Origin of the sequence: Curtobacterium sp. MCBA15_008, from assembly GCF_001865065.1 — a bacterium.
In the GTDB taxonomy this organism is placed as follows: Bacteria; Actinomycetota; Actinomycetes; order Actinomycetales; family Microbacteriaceae; genus Curtobacterium.
Window position 1 is genome coordinate 3,821 of record NZ_MJGN01000074.1, and the last position, 24,375, is coordinate 28,195.

21 protein-coding genes are annotated in these 24,375 nt (G+C 72.1%); 13 read left to right on the forward strand and 8 right to left on the reverse strand.

All coding sequences use genetic code 11. From position 1 onward, the window contains the following. Positions 1-101: 101 nt before the first annotated feature. Positions 102-422 (forward strand): hypothetical protein, encoded by a 321-nt coding sequence (locus BIU96_RS18115; RefSeq protein ID WP_071294009.1) that lies wholly within the window; start codon positions 102-104, stop codon positions 420-422. Here the strand turns inward: BIU96_RS18115 and BIU96_RS18120 are convergent. From BIU96_RS18120 to BIU96_RS18130, 3 genes are all read right to left on the reverse strand, one after another. Continuing rightward, entirely contained in the window at positions 419-3,619 is a 3,201-nt protein-coding gene (locus tag BIU96_RS18120; protein WP_071294010.1) for an efflux RND transporter permease subunit, read from the reverse strand. The genes BIU96_RS18115 and BIU96_RS18120 overlap by 4 nt on opposite strands. A gap of 91 nt (positions 3,620-3,710) precedes the next feature. Further along, entirely contained in the window at positions 3,711-4,367 is a 657-nt protein-coding gene (locus BIU96_RS18125; RefSeq protein WP_071294011.1) for a DUF6518 family protein, read from the reverse strand. A gap of 108 nt (positions 4,368-4,475) precedes the next feature. Beyond that, on the reverse strand, positions 4,476-5,924 hold the full coding sequence (locus BIU96_RS18130; protein WP_071294027.1) for a PLP-dependent aminotransferase family protein: 1,449 nt from the start codon (positions 5,922-5,924) through the stop codon (positions 4,476-4,478). 60 nt (positions 5,925-5,984) lie between these two features. Here BIU96_RS18130 and BIU96_RS18135 point away from each other — a divergent pair, with 60 nt between their 5' ends. The 3 genes from BIU96_RS18135 to BIU96_RS18145 all read left to right on the forward strand — a co-directional run bounded on the left by BIU96_RS18135 (position 5,985) and on the right by BIU96_RS18145 (position 8,316). Next, positions 5,985-6,722 (forward strand): YitT family protein, encoded by a 738-nt coding sequence (locus tag BIU96_RS18135; RefSeq protein WP_175477614.1) that lies wholly within the window; start codon positions 5,985-5,987, stop codon positions 6,720-6,722. A 161-nt stretch (positions 6,723-6,883) separates the two neighbouring features. Next, the gene (locus tag BIU96_RS18140) at positions 6,884-7,738 is read left to right on the forward strand and encodes a DUF4097 family beta strand repeat-containing protein (RefSeq protein WP_071294012.1); all 855 of its coding nucleotides are present in this window, start codon (positions 6,884-6,886) and stop codon (positions 7,736-7,738) included. Then, a complete protein-coding gene (locus BIU96_RS18145; RefSeq protein ID WP_071294013.1) occupies positions 7,735-8,316 on the forward strand; it encodes a PadR family transcriptional regulator in 582 nt (193 codons plus the stop codon). Before BIU96_RS18140 ends, BIU96_RS18145 begins: the two co-directional genes overlap by 4 nt. Positions 8,317-8,467: 151 nt before the next feature. Here the strand turns inward: BIU96_RS18145 and BIU96_RS18150 are convergent, their stop codons facing one another. Beyond that, on the reverse strand, positions 8,468-9,256 hold the full coding sequence (locus tag BIU96_RS18150) for a MerR family transcriptional regulator (RefSeq protein WP_071294014.1): 789 nt from the start codon (positions 9,254-9,256) through the stop codon (positions 8,468-8,470). Positions 9,257-9,386: 130 nt separating this feature from the next. On the opposite strand from BIU96_RS18150, the gene BIU96_RS18155 reads away from it, so the two are divergent. The 4 genes from BIU96_RS18155 to BIU96_RS18170 all read left to right on the forward strand — a co-directional run bounded on the left by BIU96_RS18155 (position 9,387) and on the right by BIU96_RS18170 (position 13,433). Further along, entirely contained in the window at positions 9,387-11,720 is a 2,334-nt protein-coding gene (locus tag BIU96_RS18155; protein ID WP_071294015.1) for an APC family permease, read from the forward strand. 11 nt (positions 11,721-11,731) lie between these two features. Then, positions 11,732-12,487, forward strand: coding sequence for a hypothetical protein (locus tag BIU96_RS18160; protein WP_071294016.1), 756 nt, complete (start codon positions 11,732-11,734; stop codon positions 12,485-12,487). A gap of 67 nt (positions 12,488-12,554) precedes the next feature. After that, positions 12,555-12,830 carry a DUF3072 domain-containing protein gene (locus BIU96_RS18165; RefSeq protein WP_071294017.1) on the forward strand — a complete coding sequence of 92 codons (276 nt, stop codon included), beginning with the start codon at positions 12,555-12,557 and terminating at the stop codon, positions 12,828-12,830. Positions 12,831-12,992: 162 nt separating this feature from the next. Continuing rightward, the gene (locus BIU96_RS18170) at positions 12,993-13,433 is read left to right on the forward strand and encodes a DoxX family protein (RefSeq protein WP_071294018.1); all 441 of its coding nucleotides are present in this window, start codon (positions 12,993-12,995) and stop codon (positions 13,431-13,433) included. Positions 13,434-13,494: 61 nt separating this feature from the next. Here BIU96_RS18170 and BIU96_RS18175 read toward each other — a convergent pair whose 3' ends face one another. Continuing rightward, positions 13,495-14,631: an NAD(P)-binding domain-containing protein gene (locus tag BIU96_RS18175; protein ID WP_071294019.1), complete on the reverse strand. Its 1,137-nt coding sequence runs from the start codon at positions 14,629-14,631 to the stop codon at positions 13,495-13,497. A gap of 158 nt (positions 14,632-14,789) precedes the next feature. Between BIU96_RS18175 and BIU96_RS18180 the strand changes: the two genes are divergently transcribed. Next, positions 14,790-15,011 carry a DUF3073 domain-containing protein gene (locus tag BIU96_RS18180; RefSeq protein WP_071294020.1) on the forward strand — a complete coding sequence of 74 codons (222 nt, stop codon included), beginning with the start codon at positions 14,790-14,792 and terminating at the stop codon, positions 15,009-15,011. Between the two features lie 324 nt (positions 15,012-15,335). On the opposite strand, the gene purM is transcribed toward BIU96_RS18180, so the two are convergent. Then, positions 15,336-16,439, reverse strand: coding sequence for a phosphoribosylformylglycinamidine cyclo-ligase (gene purM, locus BIU96_RS18185; RefSeq protein WP_071294021.1), 1,104 nt, complete (start codon positions 16,437-16,439; stop codon positions 15,336-15,338). Positions 16,440-16,511: 72 nt separating this feature from the next. On the opposite strand from purM, the gene purF reads away from it, so the two are divergent. Next, complete coding sequence (gene purF / locus BIU96_RS18190; protein ID WP_071294022.1) at positions 16,512-17,969, forward strand: amidophosphoribosyltransferase; 1,458 nt, start codon at positions 16,512-16,514, stop codon at positions 17,967-17,969. Positions 17,970-18,053: 84 nt separating this feature from the next. Here the strand turns inward: purF and BIU96_RS18195 are convergent, their stop codons facing one another. Then, positions 18,054-18,467, reverse strand: coding sequence for a hypothetical protein (locus tag BIU96_RS18195; RefSeq protein WP_071294023.1), 414 nt, complete (start codon positions 18,465-18,467; stop codon positions 18,054-18,056). Between the two features lie 108 nt (positions 18,468-18,575). On the opposite strand from BIU96_RS18195, the gene BIU96_RS18200 reads away from it, so the two are divergent. Next, positions 18,576-21,149, forward strand: a complete 2,574-nt coding sequence (locus tag BIU96_RS18200; RefSeq protein ID WP_139200140.1) for a LuxR C-terminal-related transcriptional regulator — start codon at positions 18,576-18,578, stop codon at positions 21,147-21,149. Between the two features lie 356 nt (positions 21,150-21,505). Here BIU96_RS18200 and BIU96_RS18205 read toward each other — a convergent pair whose 3' ends face one another. Next, positions 21,506-21,868 carry a sterol carrier family protein gene (locus BIU96_RS18205; RefSeq protein ID WP_071294028.1) on the reverse strand — a complete coding sequence of 121 codons (363 nt, stop codon included), beginning with the start codon at positions 21,866-21,868 and terminating at the stop codon, positions 21,506-21,508. A gap of 57 nt (positions 21,869-21,925) precedes the next feature. On the opposite strand from BIU96_RS18205, the gene purD reads away from it, so the two are divergent. Both purD and BIU96_RS18215 read left to right on the forward strand, forming a co-directional pair. Then, positions 21,926-23,194, forward strand: a complete 1,269-nt coding sequence (purD, locus tag BIU96_RS18210) for a phosphoribosylamine--glycine ligase (protein ID WP_071294025.1) — start codon at positions 21,926-21,928, stop codon at positions 23,192-23,194. Next, positions 23,191-24,060 carry a phosphoribosylaminoimidazolesuccinocarboxamide synthase gene (locus tag BIU96_RS18215; RefSeq protein ID WP_071294026.1) on the forward strand — a complete coding sequence of 290 codons (870 nt, stop codon included), beginning with the start codon at positions 23,191-23,193 and terminating at the stop codon, positions 24,058-24,060. Before purD ends, BIU96_RS18215 begins: the two co-directional genes overlap by 4 nt. Positions 24,061-24,375: the final 315 nt, after the last annotated feature.

Here is a 24,375-nt window from a genome sequence, read left to right on the forward strand (position 1 = left end):
GCGGGCGGGCGCGTCGGCGGGGCGGGTGCCCGCGTGCCCCGGGCGGGTGGCACCCGGAGTCGGGACTGCCGTACGGGGCCCTGCGCGACGAGACTTCCGGGGTGACCGACACCTCGACCCGTCCTGCACGCACCACCGCCACCCGGTGGGAGCGGCACTCCCCGCTGCAGACGTTCGCCGAGCTCTCCCTCGGCCTGTCGTTCACCGCCACCGTCGCCTTCGGCGGGTACACGGCCGCCACCGGTCAGCTCGCCGTGGTGTCCCAGGTCGCCGGGGTCCTGTTCCTGGTGACGCTCACGTGCGTGCTCGTCTCGTGGTTCCGCGCCGTGGAGCGCGAGGACGGATCGCCCCGACGAGTGGCTCCCGTCCGTGCCGCGTCCGTCGACCCGATCGCGGCGGTCGACGCCGAGTACCGCCGCTAGACCGGATCCGACTCCGTCCGCACGCCCGGCTCGGAGGCCCCAGACCCGGACGCGCCCGGCTCGGACGCCACTGGCCCGGACGCCGCAGCGCGACGATCCGCCCGGCGCTCGCGCACGCCCTCCACCACGGAGTACAGCGCCGGCAGCACCACGAGCGTGAGCAGGGTCGACGACACCAGGCCACCGATCACGACGAGCGCGAGCGGCTGCGAGATGAACCCGCCCTGCCCGGTCAGACCGATCGCCATCGGCACGAGCGCGAAGATCGTCGCGAGCGCGGTCATCAGGATCGGCCGGAGACGCCGCGTGGCCCCCTCGACCAGGGCCTCGCGCACGCGGAGCCCTCGCCGGCGGTACTGGTTGACGAGGTCGATGAGCACGATGGCGTTCGTCACCACGATGCCGACCAGCATGAGCACACCGATGAGCGACGCCACCCCGATCGGGATCCCGGACGCGATCTGCAGCAGGATCGCCCCGGTCGCGGCGAACGGCACTGAGACGAGCAGCAGCAGCGGCTGGAGCAGGCTGCGGAACGTCGCGACCATCACCACGTAGACGATGAGGATCGCGACGAGCGCAGCGAGCAGCAGCTGACTGAACGCGGACGACTGGCTCGAGGCGACGCCACCGATCGAGGCCGATGCACCGCGGGGCAGGTCGAGTCCGTCGACCGCGGTGGTGACGGACTGCACGGCGGCACCGAGGTTCGTGGCGTCCGGCGTGACGGTGATCGTCGCGGTGCGCACGGCGTCGGAGGTCGTGACCGTGGTCGGCCCCTCGGCCTGCTCGATCGTGGCGACCTCGGACAGCGGCACCGGCCCGGTCGAGGTCGGCACGGACAGGCCGCGCAGGGCCGCGGACGTCGTGGGCGGATCGGCCTCGGCGATGTACACGTCGAGCGAGGCGTCGTCGATCTCGACGGTGCCGGTGTCCTGCGGCGAGACGGCTGCGGCGACGAGCCCGCCCACCTGCGTCTCGGTGAGGCCGAGCGCTGCCGCCTTCACCCGGTCGACGCGGACGGCCAGGTACGGCTCGGCCGAGGACAGGTTGCTTGTGGCCCCGGTCGTGTCGTCGACCTTCCGCATCTCGCGGAGCACCTGGTCCGCCGCGGTCCGGAGCTGCGCCTGGGTCGGTGCGGTGACGTCGACCTCGATGTCGCTGCTGCCGCCGAACCCGCCGCCGGCCGAGGACACCGTGATCTCTCCGGCCCCGTCGAGACCGTTCAGCCGCTTGCGGGTGTCGGACTGGATCCGCTCCTGGTCGGCGTCGGAGTCGGTCGTGACCGCGTACTGGATGGACGCCGTCGCCCCGCCGCCGAAGGCTGCCTGGATCGACTGCCCGCTCGTGCCGATGGTCGTCTGCACGGTGTCGACGCCGTCGACTGCACGGAGTTGCTGCTCGACCTTGCGGGCCTCGTCCGACTGCACGTCGAGGCTCGATCCGGGGTCGAGGTCCTGCGTCACGGTGAAGGTGTTCTGGCCGGAGTCGCCGAGGTAGTTCGTCTTGACGAACGGCAGCGCCGCCGCGGTGCCGCCGAGGACCACGAACGCCAGGATCAACACGGTCCACGGCGTCCGGAGCACCCAGCGGAGCACCGGCTGGTACCCCCGACGCAGCCGGTCCGGAGCGGCGGCGTCGTGCAGGTCGGCGGCGGACGCGAGCGCACCGGTGGTGGCCGATCGAGTCGCAGCGGCCGGCTGCGATCCCGTGCCCGCGTGCTTGTGCGTCTTCGGCGGCCGGAGGAACCAGTACGCCAGCACCGGCACGATGGTCAGAGCGACGAGGAGCGACGCGACCAGGGCCATCGTGACGGTGAGGGCGAAGGGCCGGAAGAGCTCACCGACGAGCTCGGCGACGAACGCCACCGGCAGGAAGACGACGACGGTGGTGAGCGTCGATGCGGTCACGGCGCCGGCGACCTCGCGCACGCCGTCGAGCACCGCCTGTCGTCGGTCGACGCCCGGCTGCAGGTGCCGTTTGATGTTCTCGATGACGACGATGGAGTCGTCCACCACACGGCCGATCGCGATCGTGAGCCCGGCGAGCGTGATGATGTTCAGCGTGTAGTCCGCTGCCCGCATGCCGATCGCGGCGAGCAGCACCGAGGTCGGGATCGAGATCGCGGTGACGATCGTGGAGCGGACCGACAGCAGGAAGAGCAGGATCACCACGACGGCGAACCCGAGGCCGAGCAGGCCCTCTTCTGCCAGTGAGTCGATCGACTGCTGGATGTAGGGCGCCTGGTCGAACACGACGGTGAACTGCGGGTTCCCGGAGATCTTCTTCTCGATGCCGGGCAGGGCGTCGCGCACCGTCGTCGAGACGTCGACCGTGTTCGCCTCCTGCGTCTTGGTGATCGCGATCGTGAGCGCCTGCTGGCCGTCGACGCGGCTGATCGAGGTGCGTGGCGACTCCTCGATCGCGACGTTCGCCACGTCGCCGATCGTCGTCGCGCTGGTCCCGCCGGTGAGCGGCAGCGCCTCGATGTCGTCGAGGGAGGCGATCCGCGCACCGGTCTGCACCGACAGGGTCGTGCCGTCCTGCGTGATCGTCCCGCCGGGGATGAGCGTGCCGTTGTCGTCGAGTGCATCCGAGATCGCGGTGCGCGCGAGCCCGCGGGTGGCGAGTTCGTCCTCGTCGGGGGTGATCACGACGCGGCGCCCCGGGTTGCCGTAGACGTCGGCCTCGCGCACGCCGTCGAGCTTCTCGAGATCGGGGATCGCGGTCGCGTTCAGCCGGTCGACGAGCTGTTCCTGGTCGCCCTTCGCCGAGACGGCCAGCTGGATGACCGGCAGGTCGTCGAACGACCCCGTCACGATCTGCGTCTGCACGGAGTCCGGCAGCGACAGCGCGTTGACGACGGTCTGGATCTTGTCCTCGGCGCTCGCCAGGTTCGACCCGTAGGCGAACTCGGCGGACACCACGCTCTGCCCGGTCGACGACGTCGCGGTGGTCGACTTCAGGTCGGGCACCGCCTGGATGCCCTGCTCGATCTTCGTGGAGACGTCGTTCGACACCACCTCGGGCGTGGCGCCGGGGTACGCGCTGACGATCGCGACCTGGGGGAACTGGACGCTCGGGATGAGCTCCTGCTTGAGGCTCGTCAGCGCGATGCTGCCGAACACCGCGACCACGATCGTGACGAGCGCGATGAGGGCCCGGTTGCGGAGGCTGAAGACCGAGAGGAGGTACACACTCCGATCCTTGCAGGGCGGACCCGTGCGCGGACGCGTTCACGCGGATCCGTGGAGAGTGGCAGCGGCTCGACCGACGAGCGCGCGCCGCTCAGCCGCCGAGCGCCAGGTAGACCGCCAGCACTCCGACGGTCCCGAGCACCCCGGTACCGAGCGCCACGACCCGGCCCACGGACGACCGCGCCGTCAGGACCGCCACGGCGAGCACGGCGACACCGACGACGATCTCGACCACCCAGGTCACCGGCCCGGTGGTGTCGGCCACCTGGAGCAGCGCCCGCACGCCCTCGCCGACGAGCACCGCTGCCGTCGCGCCGAGGGCGGCACCACGCCACCGGACGTCGCGGGAGCGGATCGACACGGCGACGGCACCGGCGAGGACCCCGGCGGGGATCCCCATCAGCACCCAGAAGTTCGTGATCGACAGGACGTCCGCGAACCCGCGGAGGATCGAGGCCGCCCAGTAGCCGACGTGCATGAGCTCGAGCAGGACCACGCCGAGCACCATCGCGAGCGGCAGGGCGACCCGTCCGGCCCTGACCCCGGCGAGCAGGCAGAGGGCCGCGGCGACGACGAACCACGGCCCCGCCGAGTTCGCGATGGACGACAGCCCGGGGACGGCCTGCCCGAACGAGGTCAGCACGCCGGCGAGCAGCGCTCCGGTCAGCGCCATCGACACCCGGGCGGCGGCGGGCACCGCGTGGGCGGGAGCGGCGGCGGGAGCGGCGGGGACGGACGAAGCGGTCATGGTGCCCACGATCCCGTCCCGACTGGCCACCGCACATCACCCCACGGAGCGAGATGTCGCGCACGGCATCACCCCGAGGGATGACGGGGCCCGGCGGCGACGCTCCGCTCAGACCACGGCGGCGAGCGATCCCCGTACCCCGGCACTGTCCCCGCCGATCCGGGCCCACGACCGCTCGAGCACGTCGACGAGTCGCACGCGGTCGGCCGGCGGCATCGTGAACGGCACCCGGAGGAACCGCTCGAAGCCGCCGTCCGGCCCGAACACCCCGCCGGACGCGAGCACCACACCCTCGGCCCGAGCGGCGAGCACCAGTGCGCTCGACACCGGCCGCCCGAGCCCCACCCACGTCGTCAACCCACCCGCCGGCGACGGGACGTCCCACTCCGGCAGCCGCGCGCGCAAGGCGCCCACGACCTCGTCGCGACCCTGTCTGAGGGACTCGCGCCGCGCCTCCAGTACGGCCGCCGTGCGCGGGACGAGCTCCCGCGCGACCAGCTGGTCGAGGACGGGCGTGCCGAGGTCGCCCGTCGGGCGGGCGAGCAGCAGGCGCTGCAGCAGGTCGGGTTCGGCGCGGATCCAGCCGATCCGGAGGCCACCCCAGAACACCTTGTCCGCCGACCCGATCATGACGACGGTCGCGCCGGACCCGCTGGCAGCCAGGGGCGGCGACGGCTCCCCGTCGATCCGCAGCTCCCCCATCGTCTCGTCCGCGATGACGGTGGTCCCAACCGAGGCGGCCACCGACAGCAGCGTCTCCCGCGTCGACCGGGACATCGTGGCGCCGGTCGGGTTGTGCAGCTCCGGCATGACGTACGCGACCGCCGGCGCGGTCCGCCGCAGCGTGGTCTCGAGGGCCGCGGCGTCCCACCCGCTCCGCGCGTCGACGGGTACCCCGACGAGGCGGCCGCCGACCTCACGGAAGGCCTCGTGCGCGTGCGGGTATGTCGGCGACTCGACGAGCACGGCGTCCCCGCGGCGGACGAGCACGCGGGCGAGCAGGGCGATGGCGTGCTGCGCGCCGATGGTGACGACGACCTGGGACGGGTCCGTGGGCAGCCCCCGCTCGGTGTACCGGTCGGCGATCGCGGCCCGGAGGCCCGGGTCGCCGACGGTGTCGTACCCGATACCGGCGAGCGCCGCGGGCACGTGTCGCACGGCGCGGTCGACGGCATCGGCGAGGCCGGGGGCCGCGTGCAGGGCGGCCTTCCGGAGGTCGAGGACGTCGTCCTCGACGACCCCGCCGAGCCGCTCGGGGTCGGGACGGCCGATGAGTCCGGCGGGCAGGCGGACGACACTGCCCGAGCCGCGCAGGGAGACAAGGAAGCCGTCCTCACGCAGTCGCGCGTAGGCGTTCGCGACCGTCGTGCGCGAGACGCCGAGCGCGGCGGCCAGGCCGCGTTCGGCGGGCAGGCGGACGCCCTGCGGGATGCGTCCGTCGATCACGAGGACGCGGACCGCGTCGGACAGGGCCTCGTAGGCGGGGGCATCGGTCGCGGCGCGCCAGTCGGTGAGGAGGAGCGCGGCGGATCGGGCACTGAGGAGGACCGGGGGCACGGGACCACGGTAGCCGAATTGGCTCTCGACGTGCAGTCCAATCAGGACGACCATCGCAGCATGTCCCGCCCCACCGCCCTCACCGTCCGCTTCGCGCAGCTCTTCGTCGGGCTGTTCCTCTACGGCGCCTCCACCGCCTTGCAGGTCCGCGCGGTCGTCGGCGTCTCGTCGTGGACCGTCCTGACCGAGGGGCTCGAGAACGTGGTGCCGTGGTCGTTCGGCGTCATCACCGTGGTGTCCAGCGGCGTGATCCTGCTGTTCTGGATCCCGCTCCGTCAGAAGCCGGGAATCGGGACGCTGCTGAACGCGCTGGCGATCGGCCCCTCTGCCGACCTGGTGCTCTGGCTCGTGCCGACGCCGTCGGACCTGGTCGGCCGGATCCTGCTGTTCGCCGCCGGCCTGCTGCTGCTCGCGGTCGCGACGGCGTGCTACATCGGGGCCGGGTTCGGCACCGGCGCCCGCGACGGGCTGATGGTCGGGCTGCACCAGCGGTTCGGCTGGCCGGTGTGGCTGGCCCGGACCGTCATCGAGGTGTCGGTCGTCATCGTCGGCTGGATCCTCGGCGGCGACGTCGGCGCCGGCACCGTGGTCGCCGCCTTCGCGATCGGCCCCATGGTGCAGCCGCTCATGCCGCTGTTCCGGCGGTTCCCGTGGAGTCCAGAACGGACGCTCGCTGCGGCCGCGGAGCGCTCCGCCCTGGAGGCGCGCCCCACCCCCGGCACGCAGCCCGCGCCCGGCGCGCCCGCGCCCGCCACGCCCGCGCCCGCCGCGCCCGCGCCCGCCACGCCCGTCCGGTGACGCCCGTCGTGGGAGCAGGAATCGTCGGGTCCGGTTCGTCGACGCGACGATTTGTGCTCCCTGGATGAGAAGCACTTCGCCACGCACCTCTTGCGGCAGCGCACGACGCGATATAACGTGTCCTCCACAGACGCGATACATCGCGAGTTGGAGGAAGCAACATGGCCCAGGAGAAGTGGCTCGTCGAAGAGCCGAAGGTGATCGACACCGGCATCGTCCGCACGCTTCGCGTGGGTCTCGCCGGTGGTCAGGTCGACGTCGTCGCCCACGACGAGCCGACCGCCCGCATCGAGGTCCACAGCGTGTCCGGCAAGCCCCTCAAGATCGAGCTCGACGGGGACACGCTCACGATCGACCACCCGCAGATCCGGTGGGACGACCCGCTCGGGTTCCTCCGCTCGTTCCGCGGCAAGGCCCACGCCGACGTCAGCGTCCTGGTGCCCCGCGACGCCGGGGTGACCGTCGGGGTCGTGTCGGCCGGCGCGCTGCTCTCCGGCACGAACCGCGGCGCGACACTGAACACCGTGTCCGGCGACGTGGTCGTCGACGAGCTCGCCGGGGACCTCACGGTCAACGCCGTCTCGGGCACCACCACGATCCGCGGGCTCGACGGCGCGCTGACCGTGCACACGGTGTCCGGCGACGTCGTCGCGACGGGCGAGATCCCCCGCTTCTCGGCCGACGGTGTCTCCGCCGACGTCGTGCTCGACCTGCACGGCACCCCGGACTCGGCCCGCGTGAACACGGTGTCCGGCTCGGTGAGCGTCCGACTCGAGGACGGCGTGCCCTACCGCTGCACCGTCAGCACGGCGTCGGGCAAGCTCCAGTTCGACGACTCCGAGATCCGCGGCGTCCGCGGCTCGTACGTCAAGCAGGGCGGAGAGCTCTCCGGCCAGTGGCTCGACCTCAAGGTGAACTCGGTGTCGGGCGACATCGCGGTGCTGCACGCCCCGCCGGTCGCGCCCGAGGACCCGTTCACGGCGACCACGACGAACGACGGCGAGGTCCCGGAATGAGCCCCGTCTTCGCGCACGGCCACCTGCGCCTCTACCTGCTCGTCCTGCTGGCCGACCACCCGATGCACGGGTACGAGGTCATCCAGGCACTCGGCGACCGGTTCGGCGGCACCTACGTCCCGAGCGCCGGCACCGTGTACCCGCGGCTGTCGAAGCTCGAGGAGGAGGGCCTCGTCTCGAAGTCCGTCGACGGCCGCAAGACCGTCTACGCGATCACCGACGCCGGCCGTGCCGAGCTCGATGCCCGTGCCGACGAGATCGCCGCCGTCGAGAACGGCGTGAACGACTCGGTGAAGACCCTGGCCGACGGGGTCCGCGCCTCGGTGGGCGAGGCGATGCGGTCGCTCCGTGCCGACCTCGCCGCCAGCGCACAGGCGCCGCGCGGTCAGACCGCCGACGAACCCGTGGACGTGCCCTCCGAAGGGACGCGCGCACTCCGCGAGGTCGAGATGGTCCTGTCGTCGTTCCGGCAGCAGGTCCGGGCGGACCTGCGTCGCCGCGCGACGCGCGGGACGCTCACGTCGGACACCGTGACGCGTCTGCGCGACGGCCTGGAGGCACTGCGCAAGTCCATCTGACGGCCGTCGGCCGACAGGTGGTCGCGCCCCGCGCCTCCCGGCAGTCGACCGAGCCCCCTCCCGCAAGACGCAACCTCGGCGGTTGCTCGCAGCGCTGTACCGCTGCGAGCAACCGCCTTCGTTGCGTTTTGCGAGACCGCGCCCGCACCCCTCAGAGGCCGCGGTCGGCCAGCGCGTGCATCGCGTCGCGGAGGGCCCGGGCCGCACCGGCTCCTGCCCACTCGTAGGCGTGTGTGAACCGCTCGTCCTGCACGTACATGTCCGCGAGCGTGCGGAACCGGTCCGCGGTGAGCTCCGCCGGGGGCGTGGCCTCGGCGAGCCAGGCGAACTGGCGGCGAGCCAGCGCGAGCCCGGCGTCGGAGGCCGGACCGTCGCCGGACGCGGCGAGCGCTGCGGCCTCGGCGGCGATCGCCCGCTGCTCGGCCTGGAACGCCTCCTTCGCGGCGGGGTCCTTCGACTCCCACCAGCGGGCGCCGCTCTCCCAGGCGTCGGCGCCCCACCGCTCCGCGACCTCCTGCTTGTACTTCGTCTGGTCGAACCCGTCGAACGTGTCGGTGGTGTTCATGTCCGCTCCTTCCTCGATCCTGGTGATGGTGGTGCGCACGGCGGCGAGCTGTCGCGCGATCCGGTCGCGCTCGCGCTCCAGCCAGGCGACGTGCGCGGTGAGGGCGGTGACGTCGTCCTGCTCCCCGTCGAGGACCCGGCGGATCTCGGGCAGGCCGAGACCCAGGCCGCGGAGCAGCAGGATGCGTTGCAGCCGGACGAGCGCGCGGTCGTCGTAGCGGCGGAGTCCACCGTCGCCGACCGCGGTCGCCGGCAGCAGGCCGATCGCGTCGTAGTGCCGCAGCGTCCGGCTGGACACCCCGGCGGAACGCGCCACGTCGGCGATGCCGTGCGGAGCTTTCGCAGCTGCGTCGGCGCTGCCTGTCGAATCCCTCATGCAGAGGACGGTACTGGTTGACGCAGCGTCAACCGCAAGGGGTCTCGCCCCATCCGGGCGACCGTGGTTCGACCGAGGCGGAATAACCGTCCGGCCGCCCGTGTTGACTCGCGTCCGGAACTGAGTAGGTTTGCCGCTCGTGACGAACGAGATCCGGTCGTTGAAAGCACGACTGATCGGGGATCCCCTCCCCTCCGAGAAGCTCGAAGGACAGCTCCTCCCGAAGCACCTGGCCCTGCCGATCTTCGCGAGTGACCCGCTGTCCTCCGTGGCGTACGCGCCGCAGGAACTCCTCATGATCCTGCTGCTCGGCGGGATGTCGTTCCTCACCTTCGCGCCCTGGGTCGCCGCGCTCGTCGTGCTGCTGCTCGTGGTGGTCGTCGCGTCCTACCGGCAGCTCATCAAGGCGTACCCGTCGGGCGGAGGCGACTACGAGGTCGCACACCGGAACCTCGGCGAGAAGGCCGGGCTCGTCGTGGCCTCCGCGCTGCTCGTCGACTACGTGATGACCGTCGCGGTGTCGGTGGCCTCCGGCGTGGACAACATCATCTCCGCACTGCCGATGCTCAACGAGTTCCGGGTCGAGCTCGCACTCGTCTTCGTGGTGTTGCTCGCCGCGGCGAACCTGCGCGGCGTCCGCGAGTCGAGCAAGGCCTTCGCGGTGCCGACCTACCTGTTCGTCACGTCGGTGTTCGTCATGGTGGTCACGGGGCTGATCCGGGTCGCGGCGGGCAACGCCCCCGTCGCCGAGTCGGCCGCGTACACCGTGCAGAACGTCGAGCACACCACGCAGGCGGCGTTCATCCTGCTGCTCCTCCGCGCGTTCGCGTCCGGCTGCTCGGCGCTGACCGGGGTCGAGGCGATCGCGAACGGCGTGCCCGCGTTCCGGCGCCCGAAGATCAAGAACGCGCAGATGACCCTCGTGCTGATGGGGTCGATCGCGATCGTGCTCTTCGTCGGGCTCATCTCGCTCGCGCTCATCTCCCGCGTGCACTACGCCGAACGCGCTTGCGACCTGCAGGGGTTCGCCGCGTGCGCCACCACGCCGCAACGGTCCCTCATCGCGCAGATCGCCGCGGCCACGTTCGGCAACGACTCGGTGCTGTTCTTCGTGATCCAGGCGACCACCGCGGCCGTCCTGCTGCTGGCGGCGAACACGGCGTTCAACGGGTTCCCGTTGCTCGGCTCGATCCTCGCCCGTGACTCCTACGCGCCGAAGGCCCTGTCGACGCGCGGCGACCGGCTGATCTACTCGAACGGCGTGATCGTGCTGGCGCTCGTCGCGGCGGCGCTGCTCATCGTCTACCGGGCGAACGTGACGAGCCTCATCCAGCTCTACATCATCGGGGTGTTCGTGTCGTTCACGCTCGGGCAGAGCGGGATGGTGCGGCACTGGACGCGACTGCTGCGCGAGGACCGCGGGAGGGCAGCGCGCGCGGGCGGCGCTGGCGGCGCTGGTGCCGTCGGCGGCGCTGGTGCCACCGGCAGCGCGGGCAGCGCGGGCGGCGCAGGCGGCGCGGGCGACGCTGGTGCCGCCGAGGCGCCGCTCAACCGCGGCCAGGTCTACCGCTCCCTCACCATCAACGCGATCGGCGCGACGTTCACCTTCGTCGTCCTCGTCATCGTCACGATCACGAAGTTCACCCACGGCGCGTGGCTCGTGTTCGTGATCATGCCGGTCCTGTTCGTCCTGATGCTCGGCGTGAACCGCTACTACCGCGACGTCTCGCACGAGGTCGAGGCCGACGTCGAGACCCGGTTCGGCGCCACCGGCGACCACGCGATCGTCCTCGTCAACAAGCTGCAGAAGCCCGTGCTGAAGGCGCTCGACTACGCCATCGCCGCGAAGCACGCGAGCTTCGAGGCCGTGCACGTCGCGATCGACGACGCCGATGCGGCACGGCTCCGCGCGCAGTGGGCCGAGTACGGCATCGACGTGCCGCTCACCATCGTGCCCAGTCCGTACCGCGACATCTCGATGCCGCTCATCAAGTACATCAAGGCGCACCGGACGGAGCACGGCTCGGAGGTCGTCACCGTCTACACGCCGATCTTCATCGTCGGGCACTGGTGGGAGTCCCTGCTGCACAACCACCGCGGCCGCCGGATCCGGAAGAAGCTCCTGCTCGTGCACGGCGTCACCGTCGCGCTCGTGCCGTGGCTGCTCGACTCGTCCGAGCTGCTGTACGGCCGACGCTCCCGTCCACTGCCCGGCCAGGAGCGTCGCGGCGAGCCGATCCGTCCCGCGCTCCGACGCTCGCCGAACGGCGACGCCCCGCGCGAGGCCGAGGACGACCGGCTGCTCCGTTCGGCGCAGCGGAACAGCCTGCAGCCGCGCCGGGCCACCCGTCCCGCGGGTCCGGCCGAGGGCGTCGACCAGACCCTGTGCACGGGTGAGATGCGCGTGCTCGTACCGTCACCGCCGCGCGGCGACGGTCGTGCGCAGGGTCCGGGCGCGTCGTAGCATCTGACGTCATGACGATCTCCGACCTGCGCACCTTCGCCACGTTCGACGGGCACGGCGGCAAGGTCTCGAAGCGCGTCGAGGTGCTCGACCACGAGCCCTCCGCCGGCAGTGGCCACGATGGCCTCGTCGCCGTCCGCGGTGAGCACCCGCTCGGTGCGATGGACGAACGCGCCGCCGACGAGTCGGCAGCGCTCGAACGTGGTGTCGAGAGCATCGGCTGGGTCGACCCGGCCACCCTGCGCGACTGGTACCGCCCGGACCGCGTCGTCGTCTCCCGTCTCGAAGCGCGCCGGTCCGGCATCGAACCGGGTACGTACGCCGATTCGCGCGGTCGCGGTCGGGTCCGGATCGACGGCCTGGAGGCACGGCTCGCCCCCGACGGTCGACCCGCGTTCCGCGCGCTGGCCGGTCCGGGCGACGCCCCGGTCGCCGACGTCCCGCTGCCCACCGACCAGGCGGTGCGGCTCGTCGCGGTGCAGCCGGTCGACGAGGGCCTCGAGATCGTCACCGCCCCGGTGTCGCCGTTCCTGTCGCCCGGCCGGTACCCGGCGTTCGGCGACGACGTCGTCGGGCTGCCCCCGCGTCCGGTCGCCGGGCACGTGCACGTCAGCGCCGCCGTCCTGCTCGACGGCGAGCTGCACGACGTCGACCGCATCGACGAGCGGGCGGCGACGATCTGGGTCCGCCGGGGCGACCGGACCGTGCCCATCGCGGCGAGTTCGGTCGGCCCGGACCTGGTGCGGTACACCGCCGTCCCGGCCTGACGCACGGCGGGTTCGGGGGACGCCGCGGTGGGCGTCGCGGTCGGGGGTGCGGCGTAGCGTCCACGGCATGAGCGATGCAGACCTGAACCCGACCCCGCCGACCGGCGCCGATGACGCACCGGAGACCCTCGGCGGTCCCCGTCCCGACCCCTCCACCACCGCCAGCAAGGACCCGGAGGACTGGGTCACCGGCGACGAGCCGATGACCGGCCCGCAGCGCAGCTACCTCGACACCCTCGCTCGCGAAGCCGGCGAGGAGCTCCCCGCCGATCTCAGCAAGGCCGAGGCCTCGGAGCACATCGACCGCCTGCAGCAGCAGACCGGGCGCGGCACCGACTCCTGAGTCGCACGCCACCAGACGCGGACCCGCAGCTCGATCCCAGAGCGCGGGTCCGCGTTTCTGCGGACCCCGGAGCGAGCGTCTCCTGGTGATGTCCTGGTGATGTCCGAGCAGTCTCCCGGACGACGGGGAACCGATGACGCGTCACCGGTTAGCTTCGGCGGCATGCGAACGACATCGACCTCCATCGGCCTGACCGCGCTCCGCATCGTCCTCGGGGCGGTCTTCATCGCCCACGGCGCCCAGAAGTTCGCGCAGGGCATCCCGAACGTGGTGCAGGGCTTCTCCGGCATGGGCGTCCCGCTCGCCGAGGTGGCGGCCCCGGTCGTCGCCGGCCTCGAACTCGTCGGCGGCGTCCTGCTCGTGCTCGGCGTCGCGACCCGCGTCGTGGGCGTCCTGCTCGCGGTGGACATGGTCGTCGCCGGCCTCCTCGCGCACACCTCGGCGGGGTTCTTCTCGCAGGACGGCGGCTTCGAGTACGTGCTCGTGCTCGCGGTGGCGTCCCTGGCGGTGGCGCTCACCGGGCCGGGGCGGTTCTCGCTCGACGCCGTGGTGCTGCGGGCGTCCCGTCGCCGTCGTGAGGTCGACGAGCCCCTGCCCGCCTGAACCCTGCCTGCCTGAACCCTGTCCGCCTGGGCCCGGGCTGCGCTGCGTGCGCTGCGCGGCGTCAGTCGTCGGCCAGTGCGTCCATGACCTGCCGCGCGATCCGCCGACCCGCACGGTTCGCCCCGATCGTCGACGCCTGGGGCCCGTACCCGGCCAGGAACAGCCGCGGCTCGTCGACCGAGCGCCCGTCCTCGACGACGATCCCGCCCGCCGCGGTGCGGAGGTGCAGCGGTGCGAGGTGCCGCAGGTCGGCCCGGAAGCCCGTCGCCCAGATCACCGCGTCGGCGTGCACGTGCTCGCCGTCGGCCGTCACCACCCCGGTTTCGTCGAGGCGGACGAACATCGGCGAATCGCGCAGCACCCCGCGGTCGATCCCGGCTCGGATGCGACGCGAAACGGGCACGCCGGTCCCGCTGACGATGCTGGGAAGGGTCTCGCCGGCACGGGCCGCGCGGTCCTGCTCGTCGACGGCAGCCACGGCGGACTCGACGTCGAGGGCAGCCGACTCCGACCACACCACCGGGCGCCGCGTGAACCACCGCGTCCGCGCCGCCACGCCGTCCAGCTCGAGCAGGAACCCGATCGCGCTCGTCCCGCCGCCCACCACGACGACGTCCTGCCCGGCGAACTCGGCGGCGCTGCGGTACTCGGTCGTGTCGACCTGCCGACCGCGGAAGACGTCACGTCCGGGGTACCACGGCACGAACGGGGTGCCCCAGGTGCCCGAGGCGTTCACCACGACCTCGGCCGCGATCCGGCTCGAGCGACCGTCGGCGGTCCGCACCGTGACGCACAGCCCGGACGCCGCGCCCGTTCCTGCACCGTCGTCGATGCGCGAAACGGACGACACCGAGACCGGTCGTCGGACCTTCAGGTCGTAGTGCTGTTCGAAGTGGCGGTAGTACTCGCCGACGACGTCACGCGCTGGCCGGGCGCGGTCGGCGTCGTCGAACCGCAGGCCCATCGCGTTCATCCCGGGCAGGTCGTGCACCCGGTGTGCGGCGCCGAGCCGCAGCGCCTCCCAGCGGAACTGCCACGCCCCGCCGGTGCTCGGAGCCCGGTCGAGGAGCACCAGGTTGCTCCCCGGCGTCAGGCCGAGCCGACGCAGGTGGTATCCCACCGAGAGCCCGGCTTGTCCGGCCCCGATCACCACCACGCGGGCGTGCTGATCGGCTGGGGCCAGGGCGTCGTCTGTCATCACTTCGATTCTGCCGGGGGCGGGGCCGTCGCGGCGACGTCCAGATCGGGGTACATGGTAGAGTGATCGGCAGATTTCCAACCACGAAACCGTTCGGTTCCCCGGGTGACTCCTCGCCCGCCAGGACCGGACCAGAGCCGATCACGAGGGGGTCACGCATGGGGCGCGGCCGTCAGAAGGCAAAGCACACCAAGGTCGCCCGGGAGCTGAAGTACTTCAGCCCGGAGACGAACTACGGTGCGCTCGAACGCGAGCTCTCCGCCGGGCAGCACTCGGACGAGAACTCCTACGTCGACCGCTGGGCAGACCAATACGGTGATGACCAGATCGAAGAGGACGACGAGTTCGAACCACAACAGGACCAGAACAAGTCCGCCTGACCCCGGCTCACCGTCGACGCCGCGCGCCACTTCGGCAGCGCGGCGTTCTCGTGTGTGCGGCGTGTTCGTGCGTGCGTGCGGGGTGCGTGCGTGGTGTCGCAACTTGCACACGCATGATGCGACTTCCCACAGGTCGTTCGACTCGTGGAACGTCGCATCATCCGCATGCACACGGTGCGTGCGCATCGATCGACATCCCACGCGTCGATCGACTCGTGGAACGTCGGAACATGCACGCGAAGGATGCGTGTCCATGTTCCGACAGGTGCCGCAGGCCGACCAGCGCCCGACGCCACTCAGACCCGCACCCGCGCGCGCAGCGCCTCAGCCGGCGTAGGACCCCACGAGCCGCACCGCGCCGCCGTCGACGCCCTTCGCCCCCTGCTCGAACCCTTCGAGGTCACGGGCGGACGTCGCGATCGTGCCGACGCTCCACGACGCGAGCCCAGCAGCCCCGAGCGACGCGATGACGTCCGACGCGGCAGCGGCCGAGACGACTGCGAACATGCCGATGCCGAGGTTCCACGTGCCCTCGGTGTCCTCGATGGGGGTGCCGGCCATGTCGGCGAGCACCCGGAACACGGGGAGGGGCTCCCACGTGGAGCGGTCGACCTCGACCCAGGACCCGACCGGCAGCACGCGCGCGAGGTTCGCCTCGATGCCACCACCCGTGACGTGCGACAGCGAGTGCACGGCGCCGGGGAAGGCGTCGAGGAGCGACAGGAGCGGGGTCGTGTAGAGGCGCGTCGGCTCGAGCAGGGCTTCCCCCACCGAGACGCCCGCGCCGCCGAGCTCGGGCAGCGAGTCCGTGTACCCGACACCGCGCTGGCCCAGGATGTGGCGGACGAGCGAGAAGCCGTTCGAGTGCAGCCCCGAGGACGCGATCGCCACGACGACGTCGCCGTCCTGCACGAGGTGCGCACCGAGCTGCGATCCGGCCTCGACCGCGCCGACGGCCGCACCGGCGACGTCGTAGTCGTCCGGCCCGAGGAGCCCCGGGTGCTCGGCGGTCTCGCCACCGACCAGCGCCGTGCCGGTGTCCGCGCAACCACGGGCGATGCCGGCGACGATGTCGGCGATGCGCGCGGGGACGACCCGGCCGCAGGCGATGTAGTCCGTCATGAAGAGCGGCTTCGCACCGACCACGACGATGTCGTCGACGACCATGCCGACGAGGTCCTGGCCGATCGTGTCGTGCTTGTCGATCGCCTGCGCGATGGCGACCTTCGTGCCGACGCCGTCGGTCGAGGTCGCGAGCAGCGGGCGTTCGAAGTCCTTCAGGAACGAGACGTCGTAGAGTCCGGCGAATCCGCCGACCCCGCCCAGCACGGACGTGTTGTGGGTCGCCGCGACGGCGGACTTCATGAGCTCGACCGCGAGGTCACCGGCAGCGGTGTCGACGCCGGCCTCTGCGTACGGGTTGGGCATGCGTAGTCCTCCGCTAGGGCATGGCAGACTTGTTCGGTACCACCCGATTCTACGGTCTGGAGCACACCGCGAATGTGCGGCATCGTCGGCCTCGTTGCGCAGGGGCCTGCAAACCAATCCATCTACGACGCTCTGCTCCTCCTGCAACACCGGGGACAGGACTCGACGGGCATCGCCACGGTCGAGGGTCACATCCACCACATGCACAAGACCCGTGGTCACGTGCGGGAGTCCTTCCGCACCCGTGACATGCGCGCCCTTCTCGGCACGATGGGACTCGGGCACGTCCGGTACGCCACGAAGGGTGCCGCCAGCAACGAGGAAGAAGCCCAGCCGTTCTACGTGAACGCGCCGTACGGCATCGTCCTCGTGCACAACGGGAACCTGACGAACACGCGGGAACTGACGCGTGAGCTCTTCGACATCGACCGTCGGCACCTCAACACGAGCTCCGACACCGAGCTGCTGGTGAACGTGCTCGCGCACGAGCTCCAGGGCCAGGTACGCGGCAAGGACCTCGACCCCGGGCAGGTGTTCGACGCCGTCGAGCGCGTGCACGAGCGGGTCGAGGGCTCGTACGCCGCGATCGCGACCATCGCAGGCCACGGTCTGCTGGCGTTCCGCGACCCGTTCGGCATCCGGCCGCTCATCCTCGGACACAAGTTCGACGACGCCGGCAAGTCCGAGTGGGTCGTCGCGTCCGAGTCCCTGGTGCTCGAGTCCGGCGGCTACGAGATCGTCCGCGACGTCGCCCCCGGCGAGGTCGTGTTCATCGAGATGGACGGCACGATGCACGCCCGGCAGTGCGCGCGGAACCCGCGCCTGGTGCCGTGCTCGTTCGAGTACGTCTACCTGGCCCGTCCGGACTCCGTCATGAACGGCATCTCGGTGTACGACGCCCGACTCCGACTGGGCAACCGGCTGGCGGACACGATCGCGCAGTACGCCCCCACCGGCGACATCGACGTGGTCATGCCGATCCCGGACTCGTCCCGACCTGCGGCGATGCAGGTCGCGCGGAAGCTCGGCATCGAGTACCGCGAGGGCTTCTACAAGAACCGCTACGTCGGCCGCACGTTCATCATGCCGGGGCAGGCGGAGCGCAAGCGTTCGGTGCGCCAGAAGCTCAACGCGATGTCGTCCGAGTTCAAGGGCAAGAACATCCTCATCGTCGACGACTCGATCGTGCGCGGCACGACGAGCAAGGAGATCGTGGAGATGGCCCGCGCCGCCGGTGCGAACGAGGTCACCTTCACGAGCGCCGCTCCCCCGGTCCGCTACCCGCACGTGTACGGCATCAACATGCCGACCCGCGCGGAGCTCATCGCGCACGACCGGAAGATCCCGGAGATCAACAAGGTGCTCGGCAGCGACCACCTGATCTACCAGGAGATCGGCGACATGCGCGACGCGATCATCGAGGGGTCCGACGTCACCGACCTCGAGATGAGCTGCTTCACCGGCGAGTACGTCACGGGCACCGTGAGCCCCGAGTACCTGTCCTGGGTCGAGGCGAACCAGCTCAGCTGAGCGGGGGTCGCGAACGCGACCACCGACGGACGGGAGGCGCGGTGCCAGCTGGCACCGCGCCTCCCGTCCGTCCTGCTGTTGCGTCTACTGCGTCCGGTCACCGCGGTCGGTGGCGTCGCCGTGGTCCTCGATCTCGCCCTCGACCGTCTCGGGCGGGAGCTCGACCTCGACCCGCTCCGCCGTCAGGCGGGCTGCGCGCCGTGCGAAGACGCGGTCGAGCACGACGGCGACGATCGCGCCGACGAAGCCGCCGATGGTCACGCCCCACAGGCTGAAGTACCCCACCAGGCTGCCGAAGCTCGCGGTCTCCTGCTGGTCGCCGCGGTCGATGTTCATGGTCGCCGACACCACGATGAGCGTCGCGATGAAGCCGAGCACCGCACCACCCAGGATGAACACGCCGAACTTCGGGGCACGACGGATCGTGACCTCGTCGGAGGAGGAGACGGCGTTCGGCGCCGGGGCCGGTCGTTCGTCGGGTCGGTCGGTGTCGCTCACCCGTCCATTGTCCCCCACTGTGGGACGTGCTCGGGCCTGCACGACGGGCCCGATCCGGGAGAGGATGGTTCCAGACCGGTCGGTATCCCAGGGGGAGGAGTGACGCACATGCGAGAACGCAGTGCACGTGGTGCTCGTGTCCCTGCCCGGGTGGCGTGGCCGATCCTGCAGCGGCGGGAAGAGGACCGGGCCGTCGCCGTGGTCGCCGAGCACCGGTGGAGCGTCGCCCTCGTCGGCGCGCCGGGCATCGGCAAGAGCTCCGCGGCCGCCCGCGTGACCGACCGGGTCGCCGGACGCGACCCATCCGGCCGCACGCTCGTCGTGCCGATCACCGCCGTCGCCGCGAGCCGGTCGATGCCGTTCGGCGCCGTCGCCGAGCGCTTCGGCGAGCTGCCGGCGTCGCTCGCCGAACTCGTCGGCGGCGGCCGGGCCGAGCAGCGCCTCCGCGCGACCGAGGACCTCGCCGACCGCGACGTCCTGCTCCGCGTCGACGACGCCGACCACCTCGACGCGATCTCAGCCCGCTACGTCGCGTGGCTCGTGCGCGAGCAGGGCGCACGGCTCGTGCTCACCTGCCGTGACTTCGCCGCGTTGTCCGAGCCGCTCCGGTCCCTCTGGCAGGACGACCTGCTCGAGCGGATCGACCTCGCCCCGCTGTCGCTCCACGAGACGTCGTCGCTCATCGCCGAGGCACTCGGCGCGCAGCTCGAGACGGCGTCGGCGGAGCGCGTACACCGTGCGACCGCGGGCAACCCGCTCTACGTGCGCGAGGTCGTCCGCGCCGCACTGGCGTCGGGCGCGCTCGAGCAGACGGCGTCCGGGTGGTACTGGCGCGGGCGCGTCACGGCGTCGAGCAGCCTGGCCGACATGTACCGCACCGAGCTCGGCACGCTGCCGGAGGACCTGCGGGACGTCGTCGACATCGTCGCCCTGGCCGACCCGATCCCGCTCCCCCGGCTGCTCGGGCTGGTCACCGGCGGGGACGTCGACCGTGTGGTCGCACTCGGACTCGTCCGGATCGACTCGCTCGAGGACGGCACCGCGGTCGTCCGGCCCTCGCACCCGCTCGTCGGCGAGGTCGTCCGCGCGCTCGTCCCCGTCGCCCGCCGGACCGCCCTGTTCGCCCGGGCGAACGCCTTCCGGACCGACCGACCCGAGGGCGCACCGCCCGCCGCTCGGCTCCGGGCCGCGCTCTGGTCGCTCGAGTGCGGTGTCCTGCCGAGCGTCGACCAGCTGCTCGACGCCACGCAGGTCGCGGTCCGGCTGCAGGAGCACGAGAGCGCGGTCGCCCTGGCGTCCGCGGCCATCCGGACGACCCTCACGCCCACCGAACGCGTCGCCGCGCACTGCCTGCGCTCCCTCGCGCACTCGTACAGCGTCGGTCGAGAGGCCGGTCGCTCGGACGCCGAGGCCGCGTGGGCCGTGGCCCGTTCCGCCCCGGGCGAGGTCGACGACGCCGCGGTGATCGAGGCGTGCGAGACGCTGGCGAACATCCGGCAGTTCCACGACGACGACACGGCCGCCGCGGTGGCGCTCACCGAACAGGCGGCACGGTTCGTCTCCGACGAGGCCGCCGAGCGCCTCCGCCTGCTCCGACTCGCGCACCTCGGCTGGGGCGGGCAGTTCGAGCAGGTCCGCGACGAGCTCGAGCGCTCCGCCATCGTGCACGCGCCGACCGTCCCGTTCGCGTTCCTCTGCCTGGCCCCGTGCGCGGTCATGGCGCTCGCAACCGCCGGACGGCTCGACGATGCCGCGGCCTTCGGCAAGCGGTGCCTCGCGACGGCCGTCGAGCACCTCGAGGACGCACCGTGGAGCGTCGGCGAGATCGTCTCGGTCATGCACCAGCTGCAGGTCTGGCGCGGGGACATCGCCGACCTCATCACCGAGGTGCCGGTCCGTCGGTCGAACCCGTACCTGAAGTACGACTTCACGCTCGAGCTGATCGGCGAGGGCAACCTCGCGATCGCGCAGCGCCGCTGGGACGACGCCGTCGCCGCCTTCTCGGCCGCGTGCGAGCGGTACGACGTCGCGGACCACGGCGGCTTCGCGGCGTACCCGTGGGCCCGGCTCGCGATGGCGTCCGCGTACGCCGGCCGGACCGAGGCGGCGACCGCGGCGCTCGAACGTGCCCGCTCGACGCCCCTCCGTGCGATGCGGATCACCGGTGAGCAGATCGCGGTGACGATCGCCTGGACCGAGGCCGTCCTCGGCAACCCGGCCGGGCTCCGGCACGCCGACGAGATCATCGAGCGGTCGAGCGCCAGCGGCTCGTGGACCCCGGTGATGTACGCGGAGACCCTGCACTACACGAACGACATGCTGGGCGGGCGGGACGCCGCGGCGTCGCTCGACCGGATGCGCGCGGCGGCGGCGCGGGTCGACGGGCCGCTCGCCGGCGCGATCGTGGAGTACGCGGACGCGGTCCGGGCAGGCGACCGCACCCGGACGATCGCGGCGCAGGGCGTCCTCGCCGGGCACGGCATGTCGGTGACGGCGGGCCGGACGAAGACGCCGCTGACGAACCGCGAGTACGAGGTGGCCTCGCTCGCGGCGAAGGGCCTCAGCAACCGTCGGATCGCGGAGACGCTCGGGCTCAGCGTGCGGACGATCGACGCGCACCTGTCGCGGGTGTTCACGAAGTGGGACCTGCACGCGCGGACGCAGTTGAGCGAACTGCTCTGACGTCCTGCGCTGACGCCGTCGGCGCCACGTCGGCGCGCGCCGCGTTCCCCGGTCGATCCGTCATCCGGGACGCAGGATCGTTGCGGAATGCAGCACGACTCGCCGGAACGGTTGACACGATGTGTCGGATGTCGCGTACCTTTGTCCCTGTCGCCGGGTTCGGACCCGTTCGGGTCGGGTCCGAATCCCGGCGGCTTCTCCGACCTGCGTCGTTGAGGGCCGTAGTGTTCCACGGTACGGCGAGGGTCGATGCGGTCACATCAGTAGGTGTTACCTAATTCGGGTAGAGCGGCTAACGACTGCCACCCGGACCAGCGGTCAGCCGTGCAGCCGGACCAGCAGTCCGTCGTCAGCGGTCAGTCGTCCAGCCGCACCGGCACGAAGTCGGTCAGGTCCGCTCGGGATCCGGACGCACTGACCCGTGACTGCGCGACCGCCTCGTCCCACCGCAGTTCGCCGGTGGCGAGCGCGAGCCAGGTGGTCGCATCCGTCTCGACCACGTTCGGCGGGGTGCCTCGGGTGTGCCGCGGGCCGGGCACCGCCTGCACCGCCGCGAACGGCGGGACCCGCACCTCGACGCTGTTGCCCGGGACCGCGTCGGCGAGCCGTTGCAGCGTCCAGCGGACGGCCGTCGCGATCATCGGCCGCGCCGTCGCCCCCTGCTGCACGGCGGCCAGCGCCGCGCGTCCCTCGGCGTCCTCGATCCTCCGCGGTGGCATGTCCACAGGCTAGCCGTCGCATCGCGACGGGCGAGTCGTCCTCGGTAGGGTGATCGGGTGCGAATCCTCGTCCTCGGTTCCGGTGCCCGCGAGCACGCGATCATCACGGCCCTCCTCGCTGAACAGGCAGGGCACGTCATCACGGTGGCGCCCGGCAACGCCGGCATCGCCGCCGACGTCGAGACGGTCTCCCTCGACCCCACGAACGGCGCGCTCGTCGCCGAGTACGCGCTCGAGAACGGCGTCGAACTGGTGGTCGTCGGACCCGAGGCACCGCTCATCGCCGGTGTCGCCGACCCCGTCCGCACCCGGGGCATCCCGGTGTTCGGCCCGAGCAAGGCCGCTGCGCAGCTCGAGGGGTCCAAGGCGTTCGCGAAGCGGATCATGTCCGAGGCCGACGTCCCCACGGGGCGTCCGGTCTACGCCGGCACGGCAGAGGAAGCCGTCGCCGCCATCGACGAGCTCGGCGCACCGTACGTCGTCAAGGCGGACGGGCTCGCTGCCGGCAAGGGCGTCCTCGTGACCGAGGACCGGCAGGCCGCCGTCGACCACGCCACCTACTGGCTGCAGCACGGCCACGTCGTGGTCGAGGAGTTCCTCGACGGCGAAGAGGTCTCGCTGTTCTTCCTGAGCGACGGGCACGACGTGCGGCCGCTCAGCCCCGCGCAGGACTACAAGCGCCTCGGCGACGGCGACGCCGGACCGAACACCGGTGGCATGGGCGCCTACTCGCCGCTGCCCTGGCTCGCCGACCGCTGGCCGTCCGAGCGCGCCTTCGTCGACGAGGTGACCGACCTCGTCGCCCTCCCCACCGTCCGCCGGCTCGAGCACGAGGGCACGCCCTTCGTCGGACTCCTCTACTGCGGCCTCATCGTCACCGAGCAGGGCGTTCGGGTCATCGAGTTCAACGCCCGCTTCGGCGACCCGGAGACCCAGGTCGTCCTGCCCCGCCTGGCGACGCCGCTGAGCGCGCTCATGCTCGCCGCCGCCACCGGGCAGCTCGCCGCCGCCCCGATGCCGGAGTTCCGCGACGAGGCGGCCGTCACGGTCGTCCTGGCCAGCGAGGGCTACCCGGAGAACCCGAAGACGGGCCGCACGATCACCGGCATCGACGACGCCAACGCGCGCGAGGGCGTCTCGGTGGCACACGCCGCGACCGGCGTCCTCGACGGCGAGCTCATCGCGACCGGGGGCCGCGTGCTGAGCGTCGTCGCGACCGGCGCCGACTTCGCCGAGGCCCGCGACCGCGCGTACGCCGGCCTCGGGGACATCACGCTCGAGGGCGGCCAGTTCCGCACCGACATCGCCGCGAAGGTCGTCCGATGAGCCCGGCGCCCGTGCTCGACGGCTGGCGACACGTCTCCTCCGGCAAGGTCCGCGAGCTCTACGTTCCCGAGGGCACCGCTGACGTCGCCAGCGCCTCGGAGCTCCTGCTCGTCGCGTCCGACCGCGTCAGCGCCTACGACTTCGCCCTCGAGCCGCCGATCCCCGGCAAGGGCGAACTCCTCACCCGCCTGTCGCGGTTCTGGTTCACGCGCCTCGCCGACGTGCCGAACCACCTCATCGCACCGTCGGCCGGCGGCACCCCCGTGCCCGAGTCCGTCGCGCCCCGGTCCATGCACGTGATGCCGCTCGAGATGTTCCCGGTCGAGTGCGTCGTCCGCGGGTACCTCGTCGGCAGCGGGTGGGCGGAGTACCAGGAGTCCGGCAGCGTCTGCGGTGTCGCCCTCCCCGACGGGCTCTCGAACGGCGACCGGCTGCCGGAGCCGATCTACACGCCGGCGTACAAGGCGCCGCAGGGCGAGCACGACGAGAACATCTCGTACGAGCAGACCGTGACGCTCGTCGGGGCCGAGGTGGCGGAGCAGCTCCGCGACCTGTCCCTGCGGGTCTACTCCGAGGCCGCGGTGATCGCCCTCGAGCGCGGGGTCGTCATCGCGGACACGAAGTTCGAGTTCGGGCGGGACGCCTCGGGGCAGGTCCGCATCGCGGACGAGGTCCTGACGAGCGACTCCAGCCGCTACTGGGACGCCCGGTCGGGGAACCGCACGGAGTCGTTCGACAAGCAGATCGTCCGCGACTGGCTCAGTGCCCACTGGGACCGGCAGGGCACGCCCCCGGTGCTGCCCGAGGCGATCGTCACCCGGACGGCCGAGCGCTACCGCGAGCTCATCGAGCGCCTCGGCGCGTAGCGCGGACGCGACGCGCCGCTCGCGTTCGTCGAGGGGGCACGAAGTGTCGCCCACGGCGCCGAGTGCGACGATTCGTGCGCCCTCGGAGCCCGGGACGGGAGGCGCGGTGCCGGCCCGACCCACGCCTCCCGTCGGCGTCGGGAGCGAGCGCCAGCGCGCAACGCGCCGCTCGCGTCCGTCGAGGGCGCACAAAGTGTCGCCCCGCGGCGCCGAGTCCGACGATTCGTGCGCCCTCGGCGCACCACACGCGGCATGTCGTGCGCTCTCGGACCCCGGGACGGGAGGCGCGGTGCCAGCCCGACCCACGCCTCCCGT

Coding starts and splice junctions, on each gene's coding strand:
- BIU96_RS18125 (WP_071294011.1), bottom strand. CDS start 4,367: ATGACCGCTTCGTCCGTCCCCGCCGCTCCCGCCGCCGCTCCCGCCCAC.
- BIU96_RS18135 (WP_175477614.1), top strand. CDS start 5,985: ATGTCCCGCCCCACCGCCCTCACCGTCCGCTTCGCGCAGCTCTTCGTC.
- BIU96_RS18140 (WP_071294012.1), top strand. CDS start 6,884: ATGGCCCAGGAGAAGTGGCTCGTCGAAGAGCCGAAGGTGATCGACACC.
- BIU96_RS18145 (WP_071294013.1), top strand. CDS start 7,735: ATGAGCCCCGTCTTCGCGCACGGCCACCTGCGCCTCTACCTGCTCGTC.
- BIU96_RS18150 (WP_071294014.1), bottom strand. CDS start 9,256: ATGAGGGATTCGACAGGCAGCGCCGACGCAGCTGCGAAAGCTCCGCAC.
- BIU96_RS18160 (WP_071294016.1), top strand. CDS start 11,732: ATGACGATCTCCGACCTGCGCACCTTCGCCACGTTCGACGGGCACGGC.
- BIU96_RS18165 (WP_071294017.1), top strand. CDS start 12,555: ATGAGCGATGCAGACCTGAACCCGACCCCGCCGACCGGCGCCGATGAC.
- BIU96_RS18170 (WP_071294018.1), top strand. CDS start 12,993: ATGCGAACGACATCGACCTCCATCGGCCTGACCGCGCTCCGCATCGTC.
- BIU96_RS18175 (WP_071294019.1), bottom strand. CDS start 14,631: ATGACAGACGACGCCCTGGCCCCAGCCGATCAGCACGCCCGCGTGGTG.
- BIU96_RS18180 (WP_071294020.1), top strand. CDS start 14,790: ATGGGGCGCGGCCGTCAGAAGGCAAAGCACACCAAGGTCGCCCGGGAG.
- purM (WP_071294021.1), bottom strand. CDS start 16,439: ATGCCCAACCCGTACGCAGAGGCCGGCGTCGACACCGCTGCCGGTGAC.
- purF (WP_071294022.1), top strand. CDS start 16,512: ATGTGCGGCATCGTCGGCCTCGTTGCGCAGGGGCCTGCAAACCAATCC.
- BIU96_RS18200 (WP_139200140.1), top strand. CDS start 18,576: ATGCGAGAACGCAGTGCACGTGGTGCTCGTGTCCCTGCCCGGGTGGCG.
- BIU96_RS18205 (WP_071294028.1), bottom strand. CDS start 21,868: ATGCCACCGCGGAGGATCGAGGACGCCGAGGGACGCGCGGCGCTGGCC.
- BIU96_RS18215 (WP_071294026.1), top strand. CDS start 23,191: ATGAGCCCGGCGCCCGTGCTCGACGGCTGGCGACACGTCTCCTCCGGC.